Annotated in this window: 8 protein-coding genes; 6 read left to right on the top strand and 2 right to left on the bottom strand. The window is 42.4% G+C overall.

Annotated features, from left to right (window positions below; genetic code table 11):
• Positions 1-187 precede the first annotated feature (187 nt).
• On the bottom strand, positions 188-1,333 hold the full coding sequence (locus tag DP114_RS25175) for a PepSY-associated TM helix domain-containing protein (protein WP_318284223.1): 1,146 nt from the start codon (positions 1,331-1,333) through the stop codon (positions 188-190).
• An 89-nt stretch (positions 1,334-1,422) separates the two neighbouring features.
• The gene (locus DP114_RS25170; protein WP_246162753.1) at positions 1,423-4,191 is read right to left on the bottom strand and encodes a TonB-dependent siderophore receptor; all 2,769 of its coding nucleotides are present in this window, start codon (positions 4,189-4,191) and stop codon (positions 1,423-1,425) included.
• Between the two features lie 983 nt (positions 4,192-5,174).
• On the opposite strand from DP114_RS25170, the gene DP114_RS25165 reads away from it, so the two are divergent.
• The 6 genes from DP114_RS25165 (at position 5,175) to DP114_RS25140 (ending at position 23,720) form a co-directional block, all read left to right on the top strand.
• Positions 5,175-8,681, top strand: coding sequence for a condensation domain-containing protein (locus tag DP114_RS25165; RefSeq protein ID WP_171977415.1), 3,507 nt, complete (start codon positions 5,175-5,177; stop codon positions 8,679-8,681).
• Positions 8,682-8,742: 61 nt separating this feature from the next.
• Positions 8,743-9,630, top strand: coding sequence for a hypothetical protein (locus DP114_RS25160; protein WP_211178299.1), 888 nt, complete (start codon positions 8,743-8,745; stop codon positions 9,628-9,630).
• A 106-nt stretch (positions 9,631-9,736) separates the two neighbouring features.
• Positions 9,737-10,786: a TauD/TfdA family dioxygenase gene (locus tag DP114_RS25155; protein WP_169263549.1), complete on the top strand. Its 1,050-nt coding sequence runs from the start codon at positions 9,737-9,739 to the stop codon at positions 10,784-10,786.
• A gap of 21 nt (positions 10,787-10,807) precedes the next feature.
• Positions 10,808-19,642 (top strand): non-ribosomal peptide synthetase, encoded by an 8,835-nt coding sequence (locus DP114_RS25150; protein WP_171977414.1) that lies wholly within the window; start codon positions 10,808-10,810, stop codon positions 19,640-19,642.
• Positions 19,643-19,654: 12 nt separating this feature from the next.
• A complete protein-coding gene (locus DP114_RS25145; protein ID WP_171977413.1) occupies positions 19,655-20,437 on the top strand; it encodes a class I SAM-dependent DNA methyltransferase in 783 nt (260 codons plus the stop codon).
• A gap of 46 nt (positions 20,438-20,483) precedes the next feature.
• Positions 20,484-23,720 carry a non-ribosomal peptide synthetase gene (locus DP114_RS25140; protein ID WP_171977412.1) on the top strand — a complete coding sequence of 1,079 codons (3,237 nt, stop codon included), beginning with the start codon at positions 20,484-20,486 and terminating at the stop codon, positions 23,718-23,720.
• The last annotated feature ends 12 nt before the right edge of the window (positions 23,721-23,732 follow it).

Genomic DNA, 23,732 nt, shown 5'->3' with positions numbered 1-23,732 from the left:
ATAGATTTGCAGTGGTCATACCAATTCAAAATTCGCTCATTCAAAATTCGTCTTGAAAAGTTTTGCGCCGGGAAACCTGGATATTATCGCTTTTTGCAAAATGAAGAAAGCCGAGACGAAACTTAGGTTTGGGAGTGTGTATCTGTCGCATTCTTTTTTCAAATTGGTATCAGTTATTAATTCTTTTTCATTGTTTGTGTGATAGTTCCTTTGCACTATCGCCTCTTTTAGGTTTAGCCCAATGTCGATACCACGACATCATAAAGCCAGTAATAAATAGAACTAACGGTGCAAGTCCGACAAACACGTAGAGAATGCGAGTAGGTAAGCCACCAAATGTACCATAGTGTAGGGGAATAAAGGAGTTGAGGACGCGCGAGCCTAACGGCAATTTGAAAGCATTATCAACCCGCAAAACCTCACCTGTATACTGGTCAAGATAAACATTACTATCACCATAATCTGAACTTTCCTGCGGCAGCTTCATGCGAATTTGTAGAGCATCTTCTGGTTTTCCAGGCAAGTAAATGCTTTTGGTCACAGCACTCGGTAAGGCAGCATTAGCAATTTTTAGTTGTTCTGTTAGTCCTAAGGTCGATTTACCAGGAATTGGTTTGGATACTGGTTCGGATGGTTCTGGAGTGAATGTCACGGCGTAGATAATCGGCGAAGTGAAGCTAAAGTTCCAACAAAAGCCCGTAAAGGCAGTTAGGAATATAAACACCACAGTGATCATCCCAACCACTTTGTGAATGTCAAAGTTTGCCCTTTGGGGATGAGCATTAAGCTTAATTTTGAAGCCTGCAATTAGCTTACGCCAACCGGGCCAAAGAATTAAACCTGTGATGCTCAGCATACACATTAAAAAGGCAGCAATTCCAACAATTATAGTTCCGGTTTCACCTGCCATCAGGCTGTAGTGCAGACTAAGCATCATACCGATTAGGGTGTGATCCGATATCCGCTCACCTATTATTTTCCCTGTATAAGGATTGAGAAAAACCTCTGTCCGGTGATCGTCAGTAGTTGACAACTGCCCAAGGTAGGGAGAAGAAGGAGTATCTGGCAAATAAATACGAAAAAGATGCAGATCACTTCGCGCGGCATATTTCGCCTGTATTGTATTCACCACATCCTCTGGGGATACTACCTGCACCTGTTGGGGAGTAATATGTCCATACTGTTGGGCGATCATAAAGTGGTCAAAATCTTGCTCGAATACTAACAGGCTACCTGTCAAGCCAATGAGAATTAGCAACAGCCCAACAAAAAAACCGATATATTGGTGCAGGGAAAAAACGATATCGCGTAGTTTTTTCCGGTTCATGTTCATGCTCGCCACTCCTTAGCTGGATTTTTTTACCCCCTTTAATCTTCTCGATGCATTGAGGGAAGAATTATCCTCCCTCCCCTTTACAATAATCAAAACTGCACAGAAATTGTTCCCAGCACAGTCAAAGGCGCACCAGGAAGCAGATAGTAGCCTTGAGAATCGTAATAGCGAGTATCAAAAAGATTCTTAAAGTTCAGCGCAACCCTCCAGTTATCGCGTTTGTAGAAAATGGTGGCATCAGCCCGCACATAGGAGGGGATTTTAAACGTATTGGGGAGTTCAGCTTCGCGATCGCCTGTATAAAATAATCCTCCACCAAATCCCAATCCTTTCCAATTACCGTCTTGAATTTCATAAGTTGTCCACAGACTAGCCCCACTACCGGGAGCATTTACCAGGGAGTCGCCCACTGGTAAGTTGTTATCTTTACTCACAAAAGCATCGTTGATAAAAGCAGAAGCAATCACATTCCAGCCTGGTAGAATCTGCCCAGAAATGTCAAATTCCAAACCGCGACTTTTCACTTCTCCAGCCGCAATAGAAAAGTCAGAGTTACCTGGAGTGGGATCGGTTGTAACGACATTTTCCTTGGTGATATCATAGGCGGCAAAGGTGGCAGATAACCTGTCTTTTATCAGTTCCGCTTTGACTCCCACTTCATACTGAGTACCGCGTTCTGGTGGCAGTTGAGTTCTATCTACCGTCCGCGAGGAACTGGGGTTAAACGAGCGGGTGTAGCTGGCGTAAATAGAAATCGGCTCAATCGGTTGATAAACAATGCCGACGCGAGGTGAAAAAGCCTCATCATACAACCGATCAACTGTAGCATCATCAATCGGGTCTCTACCTAAAGAATCCAGCTGTTGCACGCGATTTTTGCGGTGAATAAAGTCATACCTGCCGCCTACCAATAGCTTCAGATTTGGCAGCAATGTAACTTGATCTTGCAGATAAATGGCGATCGTATTGCGGTCATAACGATCCCGTTCTGCTGCTTCATCAAACTCTGGTGGGCGGGAAGCGCCATACACAGGATTAAATAAATCAATACTGGGAGTCAGTGAAGCAGTACTTCGCAGATAATCATAGCCACGGATATATTTATTCCACTCCAACCCTACAAGAAGTTGATGTTGGATGGAACCAGTATTGAAATTAGTGATGAGATCATTTTGCAGAGAATAGTTTTGGTAATACTCCGGACCAGCACCAAACCTTCGCTGCACAGTACGACCATCTACAATGCTATCCGGTTGAAACGCTGATTCCTCAGAATTACTAACCGTAAGAGAAAAGCCACTGCGGAACTGAATATTTTTACTAAAGCGGTGATTGACGTTAAGAAATACAGAGTTTGTCTCTTTGGAGTAACGATCATCTGGCTCTCCTAAGAAACGATTAACAGGAGCTTTAAAAACGATTGGATCGGCAGTAAGACCACGATAAAAGGTGCGATCAACTTTGAGGAATTCATACTCTAGCGTCAATGTTGTTGCATCACCAATTTTGTAGGTGAAAGCTGGTGCGATCGCGAATGTTTCCTGATGATTAAAATCGATAAAACTACCAAAGTTTTCGTATGCAGTATTCAGGCGGTACAGTAACGTTTTGTCTGAGTTCAGCGGTCCAGAAATATCAATGGAGGGACGATAAGTGCTAAAACTTCCGGCTGTAAATTCAGCAGAGTAGTAAGGCTCACGAAGTGGTTGTTTGGTAATGTAATTCACCACACCTCCCGGCTCAAACTGTCCATATAGCACCGAAGCTGGACCCTTGAGAACTTCGATCCGCTCAATGTTAGTCGGATTCACAAGGTCACTTTGAACAGCAAAACCGTTTCTCAAGTTGTCATAGGTTGTAAATCCCCGAATATTGAAATTATCCGAACCCCCAGCATAGCCCCCTTGTTGAGTCACGCCACTAACATTGCGTGTTGCATCGCCAATCCGGGTGATTTGCTGATCTTTGATGATTGTTTGCGGAATGGCTTGAATTGACTGAGGAATATCGCGTGGATTTGTGTCGGTTCGAGTGGCAGTTGTGGTATCGGAAACACGATAACTATCTTGCTGTCCTGTCACCACTAGTTCAATCGGTTCGTCACCAGAAGCTGATGGTTGACTTGGTTGGGTTTGATTCTCTGGTTGAGTTTGTGGCCCAGTTTGTGGCCCAGTTGGTTGCGTTTGCCCTTGTTGTTGTGCAATGGAAGCAGCAGTTGACACGCTGAAGATCAGACCTTCTTTTGGACTATCAAACAACTCCACCACTGGTGGACTCGCTTCACCTATCACCGTCACTCGGATAGTATTGGCATCAAAGTTAGTCACTGTAATCTCAGTTACACCCGCAATTGGTTTTTGTGAGCGGAATGTGAAGGGTCTGTCACCTGGTGCACGCAGTTGAGCATTGGGAATGTCAACGATGAAGCTATTACTATTAACTTGAGTGCGGTTCTGTAGTTGCAACGTAGCAGCTTTGGAAGTTTGTAAAACCAGTTCCAAACCTTTGGAGGTGGGATTTGCCTTCACGAAGGTGACTTGCACGACTGGTGAAGTAGGTGTTGCTTGTGGGGTTGGCGATTGCACCAGCATTTTGGCACTTTTAGCTGGACGTTCTATCTCACTGACTCGCCGAATGTCTGTTATCGGTTTAACCAACCCGGAATTGGTTGCTAGACGTGATTGTTGATTCTTTGCATCGCCAAGAGCGGTTCCTGAAGAAGCATCGCTTTTTTCACCAGATGCTGTGCTCTTGTCAACTGCAATTGATGATATTTCCTGGCTTCTTGTAGGAGCGCTAACCAACGCTACGATGGCGCTACTCAGCAACAGACTGGGAACAAGTTGCTTAAATTTCATACTTTTTCTCTGACTCCATCACGCCACGAAATCTCAAGTTAACGATGCTAGCTTCAGAATTTATTGAAATTCATTTGCATCCACAAAGCAAGCCTCATCAAACGACAACAAATAAAAATTTACATATAATATGTAAATGTGAAGTAGACTGTTGCTACTCATTAACACTAATTTCTTAATAAAATTTCATTATCTCACGCGAAGTCAGAGATAGCGATTTAGTTTTTCCGCTTGCGCCCAAAACGTGCCGTCCCTAAAAAATCGGCCAAGCTTGTTTGTGATTCCGTCAACCAGCAGGACTACTAGAGTTGGCAAGAGCCTACTCGATTTTTTTATGTGTAAGACTGCCTCAAGTCGATATTCAGAAAATCCTCAAGCTGCATGTTCATTTCTACATAGCGAGAATTCTTTGTATAGCAGTCGCCACGTAGATTAGGACACGAATTAATGAGAAAACAGGTTCAGCAAGAGACTTTCAAGTCTGTTAAGCGTTAAGCGTTCCCTGCTATATCAAATTGAGATAACATTTACCACTCAACACTTTTGGCTGAGTTGACATGACTTGACTTACGTAACATCGAATCATCAAGTCCGATGAATGAAATCTTGATAGTACCTAAATTTATTTTAGCATCTACCAAAAGTCAGAAAAATACAGTTCAAGAAATTATTATATTTTCTTATTTTTTGATAAGTATTCTCTATTAAACAAGTATTGCTAAAGACAATACTTTTCTTCTAGAGTAAAAGGTGCTAATTAAAAATAACTTGCAACTCATCTCAGCCAAGATTTGCATGACTGACCAAGTCATTGCAATGCATATTTGTATAAGACAGTTATTGAGGTTTATCCAAAAAGAATTATTGCCATGAAAAAAAGGCATGCATGAAGGCAGCATTCTAACTTACATAGAATGAAATTTGCCATTGGGCTTGCCTAATTCAACCATTGTTTATGTGCATCTGATTGCTTGAAACGAAAAATGACTGTAATTTTCAATAGATTTCCAAAAATTTCCCATCAATGTGCGACTGTCGTTGATATTGTGCGTTATCGCAGTTCAACACAACCGCACGCACAAGCGTTCACCTTCCTTGAAGATGGAGAAACTCAGGAATCAACGTTAACTTACTATGAGTTGGATCGACGCAGTCGGGCTATAGCATCTCAACTCCAAACCCTTGGTTTAACCGGGGAACGTGCTATATTGCTGTATCCACCAGGGCTAGATTACTTGAGTGCTTTTTTTGGTTGTCTCTACGCTGGTGTGGTAGCTGTTCCAGCTTATCCACCTCGCAATCAACGCAATACACCCAGAATTCAAGCAATCATAACAGATGCACAAGCAGCAATTATCCTGACGATAACAACGATTCTCCCTACTGTACAGTCTTTACTTGCAAAAGAAACAAACCAGAGTCATTTACGTTGGCTGACTACTGACAACCTGGCACAGGGTATAGAAAATTCTTGGCAACAGCCTGAAATCAATGCAGATACCCTCGCTTTCTTGCAATACACATCTGGTTCTACAGGCACACCCAAAGGTGTCATGCTGAGTCATGGCAATCTGCTGCACAATGCCGCCGTGACTTACCAACTCATGGAACATTCTCCCAGCAGTGTATTTGTCTCCTGGCTACCTGTTTACCATGATATGGGGTTGATTGGTGGGATTTTGCAACCTTTATATGGTGGGTTTGGTTGCATCCTAATGTCTCCAGCATCTTTTTTGCAACGTCCGTATCGATGGCTACAGACAATTTCTCGCTACAAAGGCACTACGAGTGGTGGTCCTAACTTTGCTTATGAGCAGTGTATTCAAAGGATTACCCAACAACAAAAAGAAACTCTCGACTTAAGTAGTTGGAGTGTTGCATTTAACGGTGCTGAACCAATCCGGCAGGAGACTTTAGACCAATTTGCCGCAACCTTTGCAGAGTGTGGTTTTCGTGGGTCAGCATTCTACCCTTGTTATGGTATGGCAGAAGCAACACTGATGGTTTCTGGTGGGATCAAGAAAGCTTTGCCTCCTTGCAAAACAGTTGCGAAATCTTCATTAGAGAAAAACCTAGTCGTTGAAGCAAATACCAATAGTGAAGATACCCAGACGTTTGTCAGTTGCGGTCAAAGTATTCCTCAACAGGAGATTGTCATTGTCAATCCCGAAACATTAACTCGTTGTTCATCAGATCAAGTAGGAGAAATCTGGGCATCTGGTCCTAGCGTCGGTCAGGGTTATTGGAATCGTCAAGAAGAAACAGAGCAGATATTTCACGCCTACCTAAAAGACACAGGATCTGAACCATTTCTACGCACTGGTGACTTGGGCTTTTTGCACAATGGAGAACTCTTCATTACAGGTCGAGCCAAAGATTTAATCATTATCCGTGGTCGCAACCTCTACCCACAAGACATAGAGTTAACAGCAGAACGCAGCCATTCGTCATTACGTTCAAGTAGTGGTGCAGCTTTCTCGGTAGAGGTAGAGAATGAAGAACGACTAGTCGTAGTTCAAGAGTTAGAGTTTCGTGCCAAACCTAATCTTGAGGAAGTCACAGCAGCAATTCGTCAGGCGGTTGTTGAAGAGCATGAAATACAAGTTTATGGAATATTACTAATAAAACCAGGTACTATCTCCAAAACCTCCAGTGGCAAAATTCAACGGCGTGCAACTCGCGCACAGTTTCTCGCAGGCGAATTGGAGATCATAAACAGCAGTATCCTGGATGATACAGATGAGTTGGGGAGCCAAACAAGTCTCAGCCGTGAGGCAATTCTTGCAACTCCACCAGAAAAACGTCCGCCACTGCTCATACCTTATCTTCAAACACAGATTGCTCGCGTACTAAAAGTTGCAGCATCCCAACTAAACTCAGAGGTACCGCTAAGTACTTTCGGACTCGACTCATTAATGGTCTTTGAACTCAAAAATCAGATTCAAGTAGACCTTGGAGTCACAATATCTATCGAGGATTTCTTCAAAGATGCCAGTGTCGTCCTGCTAGCAACACAAATACTGACTCAACTAACAACAAAAACAGCGTTAGAACCCAAACTGGAGCCTATTTCCCGAAATCAAGAACTACCTGTGTGCCTTGCTCAAGAACGCTTGTGGTTCCTTGACCAATTAGAACCTGGAAATCCCTTCTATAATGTTCCTATTGCTGTGCATTTAACTGGGGAGCTTAACCTGACAACCCTAGAACAAAGTCTTAACGAAGTCGTGCGGCGTCATGAGGCATTGCGAACAAGCTTTTCGGCAATACAAGGACGACCGATCCAAAAGATTGCCCCCACCTTAAAAATAACCTTGCCAGTCACAGATTTACCAGGAGTAAGTGTAGACTCAGCTTTGTCCATCGCTACTGAGTTTGCTCAACAGCCTTTCGACTTGTCCCAAGCACCATTACTGCGAGCTAAACTCCTACGTTTGACACAACAGGAGCATATGCTGCTGTTAGTCATGCACCACATTATTTCGGATGGTTGGTCTATTGGTATTCTTATTCAAGAACTGGCAGAGATTTACAAATCTTTTTCTAAAGGCTTACCCTCCCCACTACCTGAACTTACGATTCAATATGCAGATTTTGCTTATTGGCAGAAACAATGGTTGCAAGGAGAAGTACTCAACAATCAGGTTACTTACTGGAAGCAGCAATTAAGGGGTAGTTTACCTATACTGCAACTTCCTACTGACCGATCGCGACCAGCTATACAAACCTTCACTGGCAAAAAGGAATTTTTTGCATTTCCTAAGGCTTTAAGCGAGGCAGTCAACAACTTGAATCGACAAGAAAGTGTCACTCAGTTTATGACACTTCTGACAGTGTTCAAGATTTTGTTATACTGCTATTCAAACCAAGAGGAAATAATAGTAGGTTCGCCCGTTGTCGGTCGCACCAGAAGAGAAACAGAAAAACTCATTGGCTTTTTTCTCAACACATTGGTATTGCGTACCAACCTATCAGGCAATCCGACTTTCCGTGAATTGTTAGGGCGGGTGCGCGAAGTTGCTTTGGGAGCTTATGCTCATCAAGATTTGCCCTTTGAGAAGTTGGTGGAGGAATTGCAGCCGGAACGAAATTTAAGCCATAACCCGCTGTTTCAGGTAATGTTTATTCTTCAGAATGCTCCCATACCAACTATAGAACTTCCAGGGTTGACTCTGCGTCCGTTGGAAGCCGACAGCGGCACTTCAAAATTTGATTTGAAGCTAAGTATTTGGGAAAGTCTAGAAGGTTTTAATGGTTCATTGGAGTATAAAACGGACTTGTTCGAGGCCACAACTATTGCTCGAATGATAAGTCATTTAGAAATACTTTTACGCCATGTTGTTGAACAGCCTGACATTAGAATGAATGAGCTAGCCAAAGTACTCGCCAAAGCTGACAGAGAACAACAGATCATAAAAGAACAAGAACTAGAACACACTTCTGTGCAAAAACTCAAGCTGACAAAGCGTAAGGCAATTTATGGAGTCTGAAAAAATCTGAAAATATTTCATGCTTTATTATTATTATTTTCTTTAAATGAGGAGTTTATCAATGAAAATCAACAATTTCCCGCTGAAAATAATAGCATTTCTCGCTCCTTACAATTTAAGTAAAACAGCAGCTATTTATTCTCATGATGAATGGCCAAGACTTCGGTTTGCCCATCGCTATCAAAGTCATTTTGCCCCCTTAAAGTGGAAAAAACTAAAAATTCTTGCAATTGGTGTAGGAGGTTATGAAAATAAAAAATTAGGAGGAGAGGCTTTAAAAACGTGGAAAACCTATTTCCCAAACAGTATGGTTTATGGTCTTGATATAATAGACAAAAGGTATTTAGAAGAAGACCGTATTAAAATCTTTCATGGTGACCAAAATGATGAAAATTTCATTCAAGAAGTTTTAGCTGAAACTGGCGAGCTAGATATTATAATTGAAGATGGTAGTTCTGCAAATGAACATCATATCAACGCGTTCTATACTTTCTTTCCAGCACTTAAAGATGGTGGCATTTATGCAGCAGAAAATATCCACCACTCATATTGGCCAAGTCTTAAAGGTGAAAAGTGGTCAAACTTAGCCAAAGACAGTTTTGAGTTACAAAACTGGATAACTGTTGGTGGTAGCCTCGATCTAAATGATCCAACAACCGTGATGAATATGTTTAAAAGACTGGTTGATGGATTAAACTATCAGGAATTTTTAAATCCAGGATACAGTCCTTCCTACTTTGATGAGAACACTATTTCCATACAATTTTATCATAATTTGGTCATCTTATATAAAGGTAAAAACGATGAAAAAAGTAATTTTATCGAAAACAATACATTGCACCCTTTTGTTTTGGAGACACTGGGTGTCAAGTCATTAGAGGAATTAGATTTAGATTTTTCAAAAGCTAATAAGTCAATAAATGAAGACACCACCATTCAAGCAAAATAGTTACAGCAATAAACTAAGAAGTTTGCCTTCTGGGATTAGTGTGATTTGTCGCAAGATAAAAATCAGAAGATAATTCTGGAAGCTGCAATATTATAAGAGAGCAAGAATGAAGATTCCAGACTATCCAAAAATTAGCCTCAACCAAATAAGGTCAAAAAGACGGCAAGGCGTTAATCTCTCGGATGCAAAATTGATCAAAGCAAGACCTTTGTCGCTTGAGAAATCCTTACCTTTGCTGTTACAACCTATAGTAGAAGGAATTAATTTAGTAACTTGGGCCGCAAGTAATCAGGAGTTAATTGCAAAAAATTTACTGAAGCATGGCGGTATCCTGTTTCGTAACTTCCAAGTCACAGATGTGGTTGAGTTTGAAAAATTTATCCAGACAGTTTCTGGAGATTTGCTGGAATATCGCGATCGCTCTTCACCCCGCAGCCTAATTCAAGGCAATATTTATACTTCAACTGACTATCCAGCCAACCAAACTATCTTTTTACATAGCGAGAATTCCTACGCTGCCACATGGCCCCTAAAAATCTTCTTTTATTGCGTGACACCAGCTATTCAGGGAGGAGAAACACCCATTGCTGATACTCGAAAATTATATAAGCGGATTGATTCCAAGATTCGCGATCGCTTCATCGAAAAAGGAGTAATGTACGTCCGTAACTTTGGCGATGGTTTTGGCTTGACTTGGCAGACAGTGTTTCAAACAACCAATTCAGCAGAAGTAGAAACCTTCTGCCATCACAATGGCATTGAGTTTGAGTGGAAAGAGGGTAATCGCTTGAGAACCCGACAGGTGCGGCAGGCTGTTGCCACACATCCACAAACAGGTGAACAAGTATGGTTTAATCACGCAGCTTTTTTTCATGTGTCAACTTTGGAACCTACCATGCGTGAAACATTGTTAGCTGAATTTCCAGAATCAGACTTGCCACACAATACATATTATGGTGATGGTTCGCCAATTGAAGCAGCCGTATTAGATGAAATTCGTGGTGTATACCAACAAGAAACGGTTATTTTCCCTTGGCAAGCTGGAGATATTTTAATGCTGGATAATATGCTTGCTTCCCACGGACGGATGCCATTTGTGGGACAACGAAAAGTCGTAGTAGGAATGGCAGAACAATTGAGTAGTAAAGATATTTAGTGCCCAGTACGGAGAATGAGAATGATAGAGGAAATGCAGGGTTTTCGACTCTCACCCCAACAAAAACATCTGTGGCATTTACAGGAAAGTGACAACTTCCCTTATTGTTCACAGTGTGCTGTTTTGATAGAAGGGAATCTTGAGATCGACACTTTGAAAATAGCTTTAGAACAAGTTGTCAATCGGCATGAAATTCTCCGTACTAATTTTCATTGCTTGCCTGGTATGACTATACCTTTGCAAGTTATTGGAAATAACGACATAATTTGGAATGAAAACCACAACTTGAGCAGTTGTACACCCCAAGAACAAGAAGAATTTTTATCCGCCTTATTTGATCAGGTTCACAAACAGACGTTCAATTTAGTAGAAGGTTCTCCATTACACCTATCTTTAGTAACTCTGTCACCATCTAAGTATGTTTTGCTCATTAGCTTACCTGCACTTTGTGCAGATGCAGCAACGCTAAAAATTTTAGTGCAAGAAATCAGCCAGTCTTATGCAGCTTGCCTTCAAGGTAAAGAACTAGACGATGAACCATTACAATACGCAGATTTGGCTGAATGGCAAAACGAATTGTTAGAAGGGGCAGATACAGAAGTAGGTAGAGACTATTGGCGGAAACAGGATTTTTCGACGCTGATAAAATTAAACCTACCTTTTGAAAAACAATCTCTAGAGCAACTAGAATTTCAGCCTCACACGCAAAGTTTTACAATTAGCCCTGCTCTGTTAGAACAAATTGACACCCTGACTCAGCAATATAATATTTCAGTGGCTGAGTTTTTCTTAGCTTCCTGGCAGATCTTACTTGCGCGTCTTACCAAACAGCAAAATTTGAGTATCGGTGTGGCTTATGAGGGACGCAAATATCAGGAACTAGAGAAGAGTCTCGGATTATTTACTAAATACTTACCGTTAATTTTAAATATAGAATTTGAATCAAGTTTTATTGATATTTTACACAAAAATCATGCATGTGCAGAGCAGCTTTATAAGTTGCAAGATTACTTTACTTGGGAATCATTAGCACAATCGTATCCCAATACCTTAGGTTTTTTCCCATTTAGTTTTGATTTTGAAGAACTGCCAGGAAATCATCTAGCCGCTGATGTATCTTTTTCGATTGATAGACTGTCTACTTGCATTGAAAGATTCAAAGTAAAGCTTTCCTGTACTCGTCAGAATAATACGCTAAATATAGCATTTCACTATGACTCAAACTTATTTGATGTAGAAGATATCAAACGCTTAGTCGGACAATTTCAGACGTTGTTAGCTAGTGCGAGCGCTTATCCAGATTTACCAATCAGTCAGCTAGAGGTTCTCAGCGACAATGAAAGACAATTACTCGACGAGGTAAACAATACTAAGCGCGATTATCCTCACAATAAGTGCATTCACCAACTGTTTGAGGAACAGGCACGAAAAACCCCCAATAAAGTTGCTGTTATCTTTGAAGACCAACAACTGACTTACCACCAACTCAATCAACGGGCTAACAAAATAGCTCACTACCTGCAAAAGCAGGGGGTTGGATCAGAGGTGTTAGTGGGGCTGTGTGTAGAACGTTCACTTGACATGATAGTTGGACTTTTAGCCATCCTCAAAGCTGGTGGGGCGTATGTGCCACTAGATCCGGCATTACCGAAAGAAGGTTTGGCATTACGATTGCAGGATGCCCGAGTGTCATTAGTCATTAGTCATTCGTCATTGGTAAATAACTTTGAGCAAATAACAGTAATCTACCTGGATAGCGACTCGGAAATTATTGCTCAGGAAAATGAAGTTAATCTCAATACCAAGGTAACAAGTGGAAATCTAGTATATGCACTGTTTACCTCTGGCTCTACAGGCAGACCCAAAGGGGTTGCAATTGAGCACCGACAACTGCTCAATTATCTATATGCCATCATCGATACGTTAAACCTGCCAGCAGGTGCCAACTTTGGACTGGTTTCTACATTCGCTGCAGACTTAGGCAACACGGTTATCTTTCCTTGTCTGTGTACGGGGGGGTGTCTGCATGTGATCTCCTACGAACGTGCTACTGACCCAGCAGCTTTAGCAGAATACTGCCACAGACATCCGATTGACTGTCTCAAAATTGTTCCCTCTCACCTTGCTTCCCTCTTAACATCTTCTTCACCTAAGTCTATCCTGCCTAGAAAACGACTTATCCTGGGTGGTGAGGCTACCAGTTGGGAACTAATCGAGCAGATTCAAAGGTATGCACAAGATTGCCAAATCTTCAATCACTACGGTCCGACAGAAGCCACTGTAGGTGTACTTACTTATCTTGTAGAACTTAATGACGACCTTTCCTGCAATCAAAAATCCAAAACAGTTCCCCTGGGTCGCTCAATTCGTAACACGCAGGTCTATGTCCTAGAAGAGAACCTGCAGCCTGCTCCCATAGGAGTAAGTGGCGAAATATACATTGGTGGGACAACTCTCGCTAGATGCTATCTGAATCAGCCGGAACAGACAGCTGTTAAATTTATTCCCAATCCATTCAGTCAAGAAGAGGGAGCGCGGTTTTACAAAACCGGCGATCGGGCACGCTATTTGCCAGACGGCACGATTGAGTTTTTAGGTCGGATCGACCACCAAGTTAAAATTCGGGGCTTCCGCGTAGAATTAGGAGAAATTGAGGCAGTACTCAGTCTCCACCCAAATGTCCGCGAGGTTGTTGTCTTAGCAAGAGATTCAGAGTCTGGTCAGAACTATCTGGCAGCTTACGTCGTACCATCTCAAGAATCGCCTATCCTTATTAATGAACTGCGTAACTATATGCAGGCGAGGTTGCCTGAGTATATGGTGCCTTCAACCTTTGTCATGCTCAAGGCGCTACCGCTTACTCCCAACGGCAAAGTAGACCGTCAAGCCCTGCCAGAACCCAACCAAGTACGTTCTGAGTTAGAAACAAGTTTTACAAATCCTCGCACGCCAGTTGAGGAGGTCCTTGCTGGAATTTGGGCTAGAGTTCTTGGTACTGAGCACGTAGGTATCCACGATAACTTTTTTGACTTGGGAGGACACTCGTTACTAGCAACGCAAGTTGTTTCCCAAATACGCGAAGCCTTTCAAGTGGAGTTGCGCTTACGTAGTTTGTTTGAAACACCCACACTGGCGGGACTAGCTGAAGTGATTGAAACCGCAGTCAGGGCTGGACAAAAACTCGAACTTCCGCCAATTGAGCACGTTTCGCGGGAGGGCGAGTTGCCTTTGTCCTTTCCCCAGCAACGGTTGTGGTTCCTCGACCAGTTGGAACCAGGTAATCCTTTCTACAACATTTCCAGAGGTGTAATACTGAAAGGTTCGCTCAACGTGACAGCACTGGAGCAGAGCTTGAACGAAATTGTACGACGTCACGAGGTATTGCGAACAAATTTCAGGGATGTAGATGGACGTCCTGTCCAGGAAATTGCTTCGGTGCTGAATATAACGCTGCCGATTATAGATTTAGGGGAATTATCAGAAGAAGAACGAGTTGCTTCGGTTCGGCAGCTGGCTCGCTCACACGCCCAACAGCCCTTTGACTTGACCGAGGGTTCATTGCTACGAACTACCTTGTTGCGGTTGAAGGAAGAGGAACATGTGTTGGTGTTTACTATACACCATATTGTCGCCGACGGCTGGTCGGCAGGCGTGATTGTTCGCGAAGTAGCAGCACTCTACGAATCATTTTGTAGCGGTAAGCCCTCATCACTACCTGAACTGACTATTCAATATGCAGACTTTGCGATTTGGCAGCGACAGTGGTTGCAAACAGAGGTACAGTCATCCCAGATGGCTTATTGGAAACAACAATTAGGCGGTCACTTGCCTGTGCTGCAACTTCCTACCGACCGATCTCGACCAGCCATTCAAACCTTTAGGGGAAGAAAACAGCCGTGGCAAATTTCCAAAACTCTAACTGAGGCACTTAAGTCCCTTTCAAAAGGGGAAGCAGTGACTCTGTTTATGACAATGCTTGCGGCGTTTAAAGTATTGTTGTATCGCTACACAAATCAAGCAGATATTCTAATAGGCTCTCCAATTGCCAACCGGAATCGCAAAGAGATAGAAGGTCTAATAGGTTTTTTTGTCAATACCCTTGTACTGCGTACCGACCTTTCGGGAAATCCAAGCTTCAAAGAATTACTGCGACGGATTCGAGAGGTTACCTTGGATGCATATGCTTACCAAGATTTGCCCTTTGAGCAGCTTGTGGAACAGCTACAACCAGAGCGCAATTTAAGCTATACGCCACTGTTTCAGGTAATGTTTGTTTTGCAAAATGCCCCAATGGAGGAATTGACGCTTCCAGACTTGAGCTTGAGTCCAATGGAAGTAGAACCCGAAACAGCCATGTTTGATGTAACCGTGTTTTTGACGGAAACTGAACAAGGACTGATGGGCGTATTCGAGTATAATAGCGACTTATTTGATGCTGCGACTATTGAGCGAATCCAGGGGAATTTTCAGACACTACTCGAAGGAATTGTCGCCAATCCCGAACAACATCTTTCTGACTTGCCAATCTTGAGTGCAACACAACAGCAGCAACTGCTGGTAGATTGGAATCAAACATCGGCTGATTACCCCTCTATTTGTATTCATCAGTTATTTGAGGCTCAGGTAGAACAAACACCAGGTGCCGTAGCAGTAGTTTTTGAAGACGCGCTACGCGCGGCTTCTCGCAGAGTAGATCAACAACTGACTTATCAGGAATTGAATGTTCGTGCCAATCAGCTAGCACACTATTTGCAAACGTTAGGTGTGGGACCAGAGGTACTGGTGGGAATTTGTGTGGAGCGATCGCTCGATATGCTCATCGGACTATTGGGCATCCTCAAAGCCGGTGGCGCTTATGTGCCGCTTGATCCAGCGTATCCACGCGATCGCTTAGCATTCATGCTAGAAGATGCCAAAGTTTCAGTCCTGCTCACTCAAAAGAAGTTGGTAGCAGCTTTACCGGAACATAAAGCAAAGGTAGTATGCCTTGATACAGACTGGCAGGAGATTGACGAACAAAGCAATTGCCATTCTATCAACCAAGCAACTACTAAAGATTTAGCGTATGTGATTTACACCTCTGGCTCAACGGGTAAGCCTAAAGGAGTGCAAATTAGTCACGGTGCTTTAGTTAACTTCTTAAGTGCCATGCGTCAGAATTTGAAGTTGACTAAAGAAGATATTTTATTATCAGTCACTACATTGTCGTTTGATATCGCAGCACTGGAATTGTATTTACCGTTGATTGTAGGTGCTCGTTTGGTATTAGTGAGTCGTGAAATCGCTGTTGACGGAACCCAACTGCTAGAAGGGTTGACTTTGTTAAATACCACAATTATGCAAGCCACACCAGCAACCTGGCGACTATTGCTATCTGCTGGGTGGCAGGACAATCGGCAATTGAAAATCCTTTGCGGTGGTGAAGCTCTCGATAGCTCCCTTGCTAATCAGTTGCTCGAACGTGGTACGCAAGTATGGAATTTATACGGTCCGACCGAAACTACGATTTGGTCATCTGTCCGAATCATAGAAAGCAATCCAGACCAAAAAGAAAGAGGTGAAGTTATATCAATTGGGCGACCAATTGCCAACACGCAATTTTATATCCTTGATTCACACCAACAACTGGTTCCTGTAGGAGTTCCTGGGGAATTGCACATTGGCGGTGTCGGACTTGCTCGTGGTTATCTTAACCAACCAGAACTCACAGCACAGAAGTTTATCCCCAACCCCTTTGAAAATTCAAAATGGAATCGTCTGTACAAGACAGGAGACTTAGCCCGATATTTGCCGAATGGAGAGATCGAATACTTAGGTCGTATCGACAATCAAGTGAAGCTACGCGGTTTCCGCATTGAACTTGGAGAGATTGAAGCACTCCTTAGCCAACACCCAATGGTGCGCGAAAGTATAGTTGTAGCTTTTGAGGATGAACTTGCTTCTAAACGTTTGGTAGCCTACGTAGTTTTGCACCTAGAGCAGACTGTAACAGTTACTGAGCTACGTCACTTTTTGGAGTCAAAGCTCCCAAGTTATATGGTGCCATCAGCCTTTGTGATACTAGAGGCGCTGCCACTGACGCCCAACGGCAAAGTAGATCGCCGTGCCTTAAGAGCACTTGACACCACCAAATTCTATCTTAAAGAAGCTTTTGTCGCACCTCGCAATCCAGTTGAGGAAGTGGTAGCTGGAATTTGGATTCAAGTTCTTGGTATTGAACAGCTAGGTATTGACGACAATTTCTTTGAGTTAGGCGGACATTCTCTATTGGCTACCCAAGTCATCTCGCGGATCTGGAAAACTTTTGAAGTACAGCTATCGCTACGTCGCTTGTTTGAGTCACCAACAGTGGCTGGACTCGCAAAAGCTATACAACAAACAATAGAGGTGAAAGTAGGACAGCAGACTCCTCCTCTATTGCCTGTCTCGCGAGACGAAAATATACCATTGTCCTTTGCCCAGGAGAGATTGTGGTTGCTGGAGCAACTGCAACCAGGTAGTGCTACATACAACATACCAGTTGCCGTACAATTTGTTGGTCTGTTGAATGTAAATGCACTAGAGGAGAGCTTATGTGAAATTGTGCAGCGTCATGAAGTCTTGCGGACTACTTTCCCTGTGCTAGATGGACAACCATTTCAGGCGATCGCCTCAACCATAACCCTGAAACTCCCAATAGTGGACTTACGGGAGTTGCCACAAGCTGAACAGAAACCTCTTGTTCAACGACTGATTGACGAAGAATCCCAACGCACCTTTGACTTAGCCCAAGGTCCCTTACTGCGATGTACTATAGTGCGTGTTAGCGATCAGGAGCATATAGTATTGTTCACTATCCACCATATTGTCTCAGATGGCTGGACAATGGGTGTGTTCATTCGTGAATTAGCAGCACTTTATCAAGCCTTCTGTGCTGGAAAACCTTCTCCACTTCCAGAATTACCCATACAGTACGCAGATTTTGCCGTCTGGCAACGACAGCAGTTACAAGGAGAAACACTGGAAGCTCAACTCGCTTACTGGAAACAGCAATTAGGAAACAACCAGACTGTACTGCAATTACCCACAACTCGTCCGCGAACAGAAGTTAAAACCAACAAAGGCGCTACTCAATCTTTCCTCATTCCCTCTAACAGGTCTCAAGAACTCCAAGCACTCTCGCGCCAAGAGGGTGTCACCTTATTTATGACCCTGCTAGCAGGTTTTCAGATATTGCTACAACGCTACACCAGTCAAGATGATATCGTTGTTGGCACTGATGTTGCTAATCGTAATCGAGCAGAAATTGAGTTATTAATTGGCTTTTTTGTCAATCTGCTTGTCTTACGCACCGATCTGAGCGGAAACCCCACCTTTGGGGAGTTGCTTAAACGAGTACGCTCTATAACATTAGGAGCTTATGCTCATCAGGATTTACCCTTTGAAAAATTAGTAGAGGCTTTGCAACCTGAGCGGAATTTAAGCAACACGCCACCACTATTTCAGGTGTTGTTTGTCCTCCAGAACGCCCCAATACCACCTTTAGAATTGCCAGGACTGACATTAAGCCAGTTGGAAGTTGAAAACAAAGTGGCAAGGTTTGATTTAGCGTTATTTTTGACGGAAACAGAGCAAGGAATCTTAGGCAAGTGGCAGTATAATGCTGACCTTTTCGATACGCTCACTATAACTCGTATGGCAGGTCACTTCCAGACACTGCTTAATAGCATTATTTCCCAACCTGATGCACGGCTAAGCAATTTAGAAATGCTTACTGAAGAAGAAAGAAAACAACAAGTTATGCAAAAAAAGGAGCGCAAAGCCTTCAAGCGCGAAAAGTTTATCAGCATTGCCCCTAAGGCTGTCAGCCTATCACAAGAAAAATGGGTCGTAACTGATTATCTCCAACCAGGACAAACATTTCCTCTAGTCATTCAGCCTGCTGCTCGCGATATTGATTTAGTGGCTTGGGCTAAAACTAACCAGGAATTTATAGAGACAGAATTGTTGAAACATGGAGCGATTCTATTTCGAGGTTTTAATGTAGATTCTGTTTCAGAATTTGAAAGTGTTGCCCAGGCAATTTGTCCAGACTTATTCGGTGAGTATGGCGACTTACCTCGTGCTGGAGAAAGCGGTAAAGTTTATGGTTCTACTCCTTACCCACCTGATAAAGCTATCCTCTTCCATAATGAAAGCTCGCACTTACATCAATGGCCCCTAAAGATTTGGTTTTTCTGCGTGCAACCAGCACAAAAAGGTGGAGATACGCCAATTGTAGACTGTCGAAAAGCTTATCAACTCCTCACTCCAAAACTACGAGAACGATTAGCCCAAAAACAATTCATGTACGTTCGTAATTATACGAATGGTCTAGATGTAAGCTGGCAAGATTTCTTTCGCACTAATGACAAGTTTGAAGTAGAAAATTATTGCCGTAAAACTAATATTGATTTTGAATGGTATGATAATAATGGTTTAATTACTCGTCAAGTTCGTCCAGCCTTAGCAGTACATCCAAAAACTGGTGATCCTGTATTTTTCAATCAAATACAGTTGCACCACATAGCATATTTGGACGCAGAAGTTCGAGAATCTCTGTTGTCTACCTTTGGAGATAAAAAGCTACCGCGTAATGTTTATTACGGAGATGGTACTCCAATAGAAGACGAAGTTATTACAGAAATTAATGAAGTTTATCAGCAGTCACAGATTAGTTTTCCTTGGCAGCAGGGAGATATTTTGATGCTAGATAACATGTTGACTGCCCACGGACGGAATTCTTATTCCGGTTACCGCAAAATTGTGGTAGCAATGGGTGAAATGATTAAGGAAGCGCAATCAGTGAGTTCAGAAAAAGAGAAAATGTCAAAATAGGAGAGAAAATGAATGTCTTCCAAACAACGCAATAGTAATCATAATGCTATAGCTTCTATTTACGACTTGAAAGATCCACCAGACCGCCATGACATGGCATTAGATTGCATAAATAAATTGATACTAAAATATATTCCAGAAGGGGCACACATTTTTGATCTCGGTTGTGGTACGGGACAAATTGCACAACGGCTGCTGAAAAAAGGGTATCAAGTTACTGGGCTTGATAGCTCTGAAGGGATGCTTGAGGTTGCTCGCAAAAATGCACCAAATGCAAATTTAATCTTGGATGACGCACGCTTTTTCAAATTGCCGCCTACCTTCCATGCAGCTATTTCAACAGATGTTGTCCTTAACTATATACTCAGTATTGAGGAACTAGAAAATGCCTTACATAAAGTTTATGAAGCATTACTTGATAATGGTATATTTGGATGTGAAATGTATATAGAAGAATTGTGTCAATCAAGTTGGAATAAAAGTGATTCTGGCGGTGGAGTCAAAGATGCTCATGTCTGGGTTGATATTTGGAGCTATGATTCAGAAAACAAAGTAGGTAGAAAAGATACTACTATATTTGAATTTGTCAATGGAATGTGGCAACGTTTAGATAAGACATTTCTCTTAAAACTCTATTCTCTGGCAGATGTCCAGACCACTCTGGAAAAAGTAGGCTTTACGGAAGTTAGTATCTATGATGTTAAACAGGATTTGGGATTAGAGCAAACATTAGGTGAAAGAGTCTGCTTTGTTGGTCGTAAAAAACTTAGTGAGTCGTCATCTAGATCAACGTAGTTTAGACGGAACTTATGCTTACTTTGTAACAATATGGCATAAATAGATGCAAAATCATACTACTGAAAGCTTTCGGCTTTCCCCCCAACAAAAGCGCCTTTGGTCATTGCAGCAATGTAGTTTAGCTTATTGTGCTGAATGTGCTCTTTTGCTTGAAGGAAATCTCAAACCAGAGGTTTTAAAAACCGCCTTACAGGAAGTCATCAATCAACATGGAATTCTGCGTACAACCTTTCGCCGCTTAAATGGCATGAAGAATGCTGTTATGGTTGTAGCAAATAACAGCATTCTGTCATGGCGTGACATCAATCTAAGTGATTCGGAACCCAAGGAACTCTCAAACAAAATCGAGACTCTTTTCCAAGAAGCACGAAGCCAACATTTCGATCTTGAGCAAGAGCCATTGTTGTATGTATCTCTATTGAAGCTATCAGAAAATAAGTATATTTTACTGATTAACCTACCTTCTCTGTGTGCCGATACCTGGACACTCAAAAATCTGGTAGCTGAAATCAGCTATTCATATTCTGCTTGCTTGCAAAGTGAGGCAGTATCACAAGAAGTTGTGCAATACCTGCAATTTTCAGAATGGCAGAATCAATTACTCGAAGACGAAGATGCAGAGGCGGCTAATAAATACTGGCAAGAGCAAAATCTTCCTTCCCAAGCTACATTAAGACTGCCTTTTGAAAGCCAACCTTCAAAACAATCACAATTCCAGCCTGAGTGTTTGCGAGTGGCGATCGCTCCCGAACTAACAGCCAAAATTGAAACTTTAGCCCAAAAGTATAATACTTCCACTGCTGTCGTCTTACTAGCTTGCTGGCAAACGCTGATTTGGCGACTGACAGGACAGCCAGACATTGTTATCGGTATGGCTTGCGATCGCAGGGATTATGAAGAACTACAAAATTTACTAGGACTTGTTGCTACCTGGTTGCCAATTAAAAGCCACTTGACACCAGACTTACGCTTTAAAGAACTTTTAGAACTAGCTGAACAAACTATAGAGGCTGGTTCCGAATGGCAGGATTATTTCGTTCCAGAACCACTAGAAAATAATAATACACTAGCTTTTCCTATTGGTTTCGAGTTTGAGCAACTACCAGAACAACTCATTGCCGGTGGTGTTTCATTTTATATTGACAAATATTACACCTGTATTGAACCTTTTAAAGTAAAACTCACTTGTACTCAACGCGATAATTTGCTGATAGCAGAATTTTATTATGATGTCAACTACTTTTCATCTGAAACTATTGAGCGTTTAGCTGGACAGTTTAAAACTTTATTAAGCAGTGCAACTGCAAATCCAGAAAATAAAATCTCTCAATTAGAGATTCTCAGCAAGAGCGATCGCCAACAATTACTAGTTGAGTTTAACCAAACGCAGATTGATTACCCACAAGACAAATGTATCCACCAGCGATTTGAAGAACAAGCACAAAAAACACCTAATAACATTGCCGTTATATTTGAAGATCAGCAACTGACCTATGCAGAGCTTAATCGCAAAGCCAACAAAATAGCTCACCACTTGCAAACGCTTGGAGTAAAACCAGAAGTTTTAGTTGGGCTTTGCGTAGAGCGATCCTCTGAAATGATTATTGGACTTTTGGGCATCCTCAAAGCTGGTGGAGCATACCTACCGCTTGATCCAGGATTACCAAAGGAGAGTCTTGCCTTTCGATTACAGGATGCCCAAGTACCACTGCTATTGACACAACAGCGATTAGTGGATGCTCTACCAACAGATGCATCGCAGATCGTCTGCTTAGACACGGACTGGGATATTATTGCTCAGCACAGTGATGAGAATCCCACAAGTGTTGTAACAACTGAGAATTTGGTCTACGTATTGTTCACCTCTGGCTCGACTGGTACACCAAAAGGGGTGGCGATTGAACATCGACAACTGCTAAATTACCTCAACGGAATCATAGATAAGTTGAATCTATCAACAATAACCAACTTCGCTACTGTTTCCACCCTTGCAGCAGATTTGGGTAATACTGTTATCTTTTCTTCTCTTTGTAGTGGAGGGTGTCTGCATGTGTTGTCTGCCGAGTGTGCTACTGACTCAGCAGCCCTAGGAAAATACTGCCGCAAACATCCCATTGACTGTCTCAAAATTGTACCCTCCCACCTTGCTACTCTGCTTGCATCTGCACCATCCGAGTCCATTTTGCCCCGCGCCAGACTGATTCTTGGTGGTGAAGCAGCAAGTTGGGAACTAATTGAGCAAATTCAAGCTTCTGCACCAAACTGTCTTATCTTCAATCACTACGGTCCCACAGAAGCCACTGTGGGGGTTACTACTTTCGCCGTTGGGGATAAACAAGCTAACCATAGTTCACAAACAGTTCCACTTGGTCGTCCACTTGCTAACACGCAGATTTATTTGCTTGATCAGCAACTGCAACCTGTGCCTATTGGTGTCCCAGGTGAATTATACATCGGCGGTGCTTGTTTAGCTCGCGGCTATCTGAATCGGTCTGAGCTAACAGCACAACGGTTCATTCCCAATCCCTTTGCACAGACGGGATTGATTGCATCTAACTCAGGATCGCGCTTATATAAAACTGGTGATAAAGCACGCTACTTAAGCGACGGCAATATTGAGTTTCTTGGACGGGTCGATCATCAAGTCAAAGTTAGAGGTTTCCGTATTGAGCTAGGAGAAATAGAGAGCATACTATGTCAACACCCGGAAGTACAACAGGCTGCAGTTACAGCTTGGGAAAAAGAGTTGAGTAACCAGTACTTGGTAGGTTATATTGTTCCTAAGCACAAACAAACACTTAGTGTTAGTGAACTGTACAGATTCCTAAGACAGAAGCTGCCGGAATACATGGTGCCCTCAACTTTCGTGATGTTGAAGGCTCTACCACTTACGCCTAATGGAAAAGTCAACCGCAACGCGCTACCAGAACCAGACGATCATCGTCCAGAATTAGAAGCAACTTATGAACCACCTCGAACTCAAGTAGAGCAAACCATCGCTAATATTTGGCAGCAGATGCTTCATGTTGAAAAGGTGGGCATTCATGATAATTTCTTCGACCTTGGTGGTCATTCATTACTTCTTGTTCAAATTCATGCCAAATTGCGAGAAGTTTTAAATACTAATATATCAATAGTTAATTTGTTTGAATATCCAACTATAAACTCCCTGGCGAAATATTTAACACAAGAACAAACTGAAACATCTTCTTTTGAAGAAAGCGATAAACGAGCGCAAAGCCGCATTGCTTCAAGGCAGTCAAGAGCACAATCTCGGTAAAATTATCTAATT

The sequence above is a fragment of the Brasilonema sennae CENA114 genome, from assembly GCF_006968745.1.
In the GTDB taxonomy this organism is placed as follows: domain Bacteria; phylum Cyanobacteriota; class Cyanobacteriia; order Cyanobacteriales; family Nostocaceae; genus Brasilonema; species Brasilonema sennae.
Note: the sequence above shows the minus strand (reverse complement) of the source record. Positions and strands in the feature narration are given on the sequence as shown.

Excerpts from the sequence above, each read along its gene's own strand:
- DP114_RS25170 (WP_246162753.1), bottom strand. The coding sequence starts at position 4,191 with ATGAAATTTAAGCAACTTGTTCCCAGTCTGTTGCTGAGTAGCGCCATC.
- DP114_RS25145 (WP_171977413.1), top strand. The coding sequence starts at position 19,655 with ATGTCTTCCAAACAACGCAATAGTAATCATAATGCTATAGCTTCTATT.
- DP114_RS25175 (WP_318284223.1), bottom strand. The coding sequence starts at position 1,333 with ATGAACATGAACCGGAAAAAACTACGCGATATCGTTTTTTCCCTGCAC.
- DP114_RS25165 (WP_171977415.1), top strand. The coding sequence starts at position 5,175 with ATGACTGTAATTTTCAATAGATTTCCAAAAATTTCCCATCAATGTGCG.
- DP114_RS25155 (WP_169263549.1), top strand. The coding sequence starts at position 9,737 with ATGAAGATTCCAGACTATCCAAAAATTAGCCTCAACCAAATAAGGTCA.
- DP114_RS25150 (WP_171977414.1), top strand. The coding sequence starts at position 10,808 with ATGATAGAGGAAATGCAGGGTTTTCGACTCTCACCCCAACAAAAACAT.
- DP114_RS25140 (WP_171977412.1), top strand. The coding sequence starts at position 20,484 with ATGCAAAATCATACTACTGAAAGCTTTCGGCTTTCCCCCCAACAAAAG.
- DP114_RS25160 (WP_211178299.1), top strand. The coding sequence starts at position 8,743 with ATGAAAATCAACAATTTCCCGCTGAAAATAATAGCATTTCTCGCTCCT.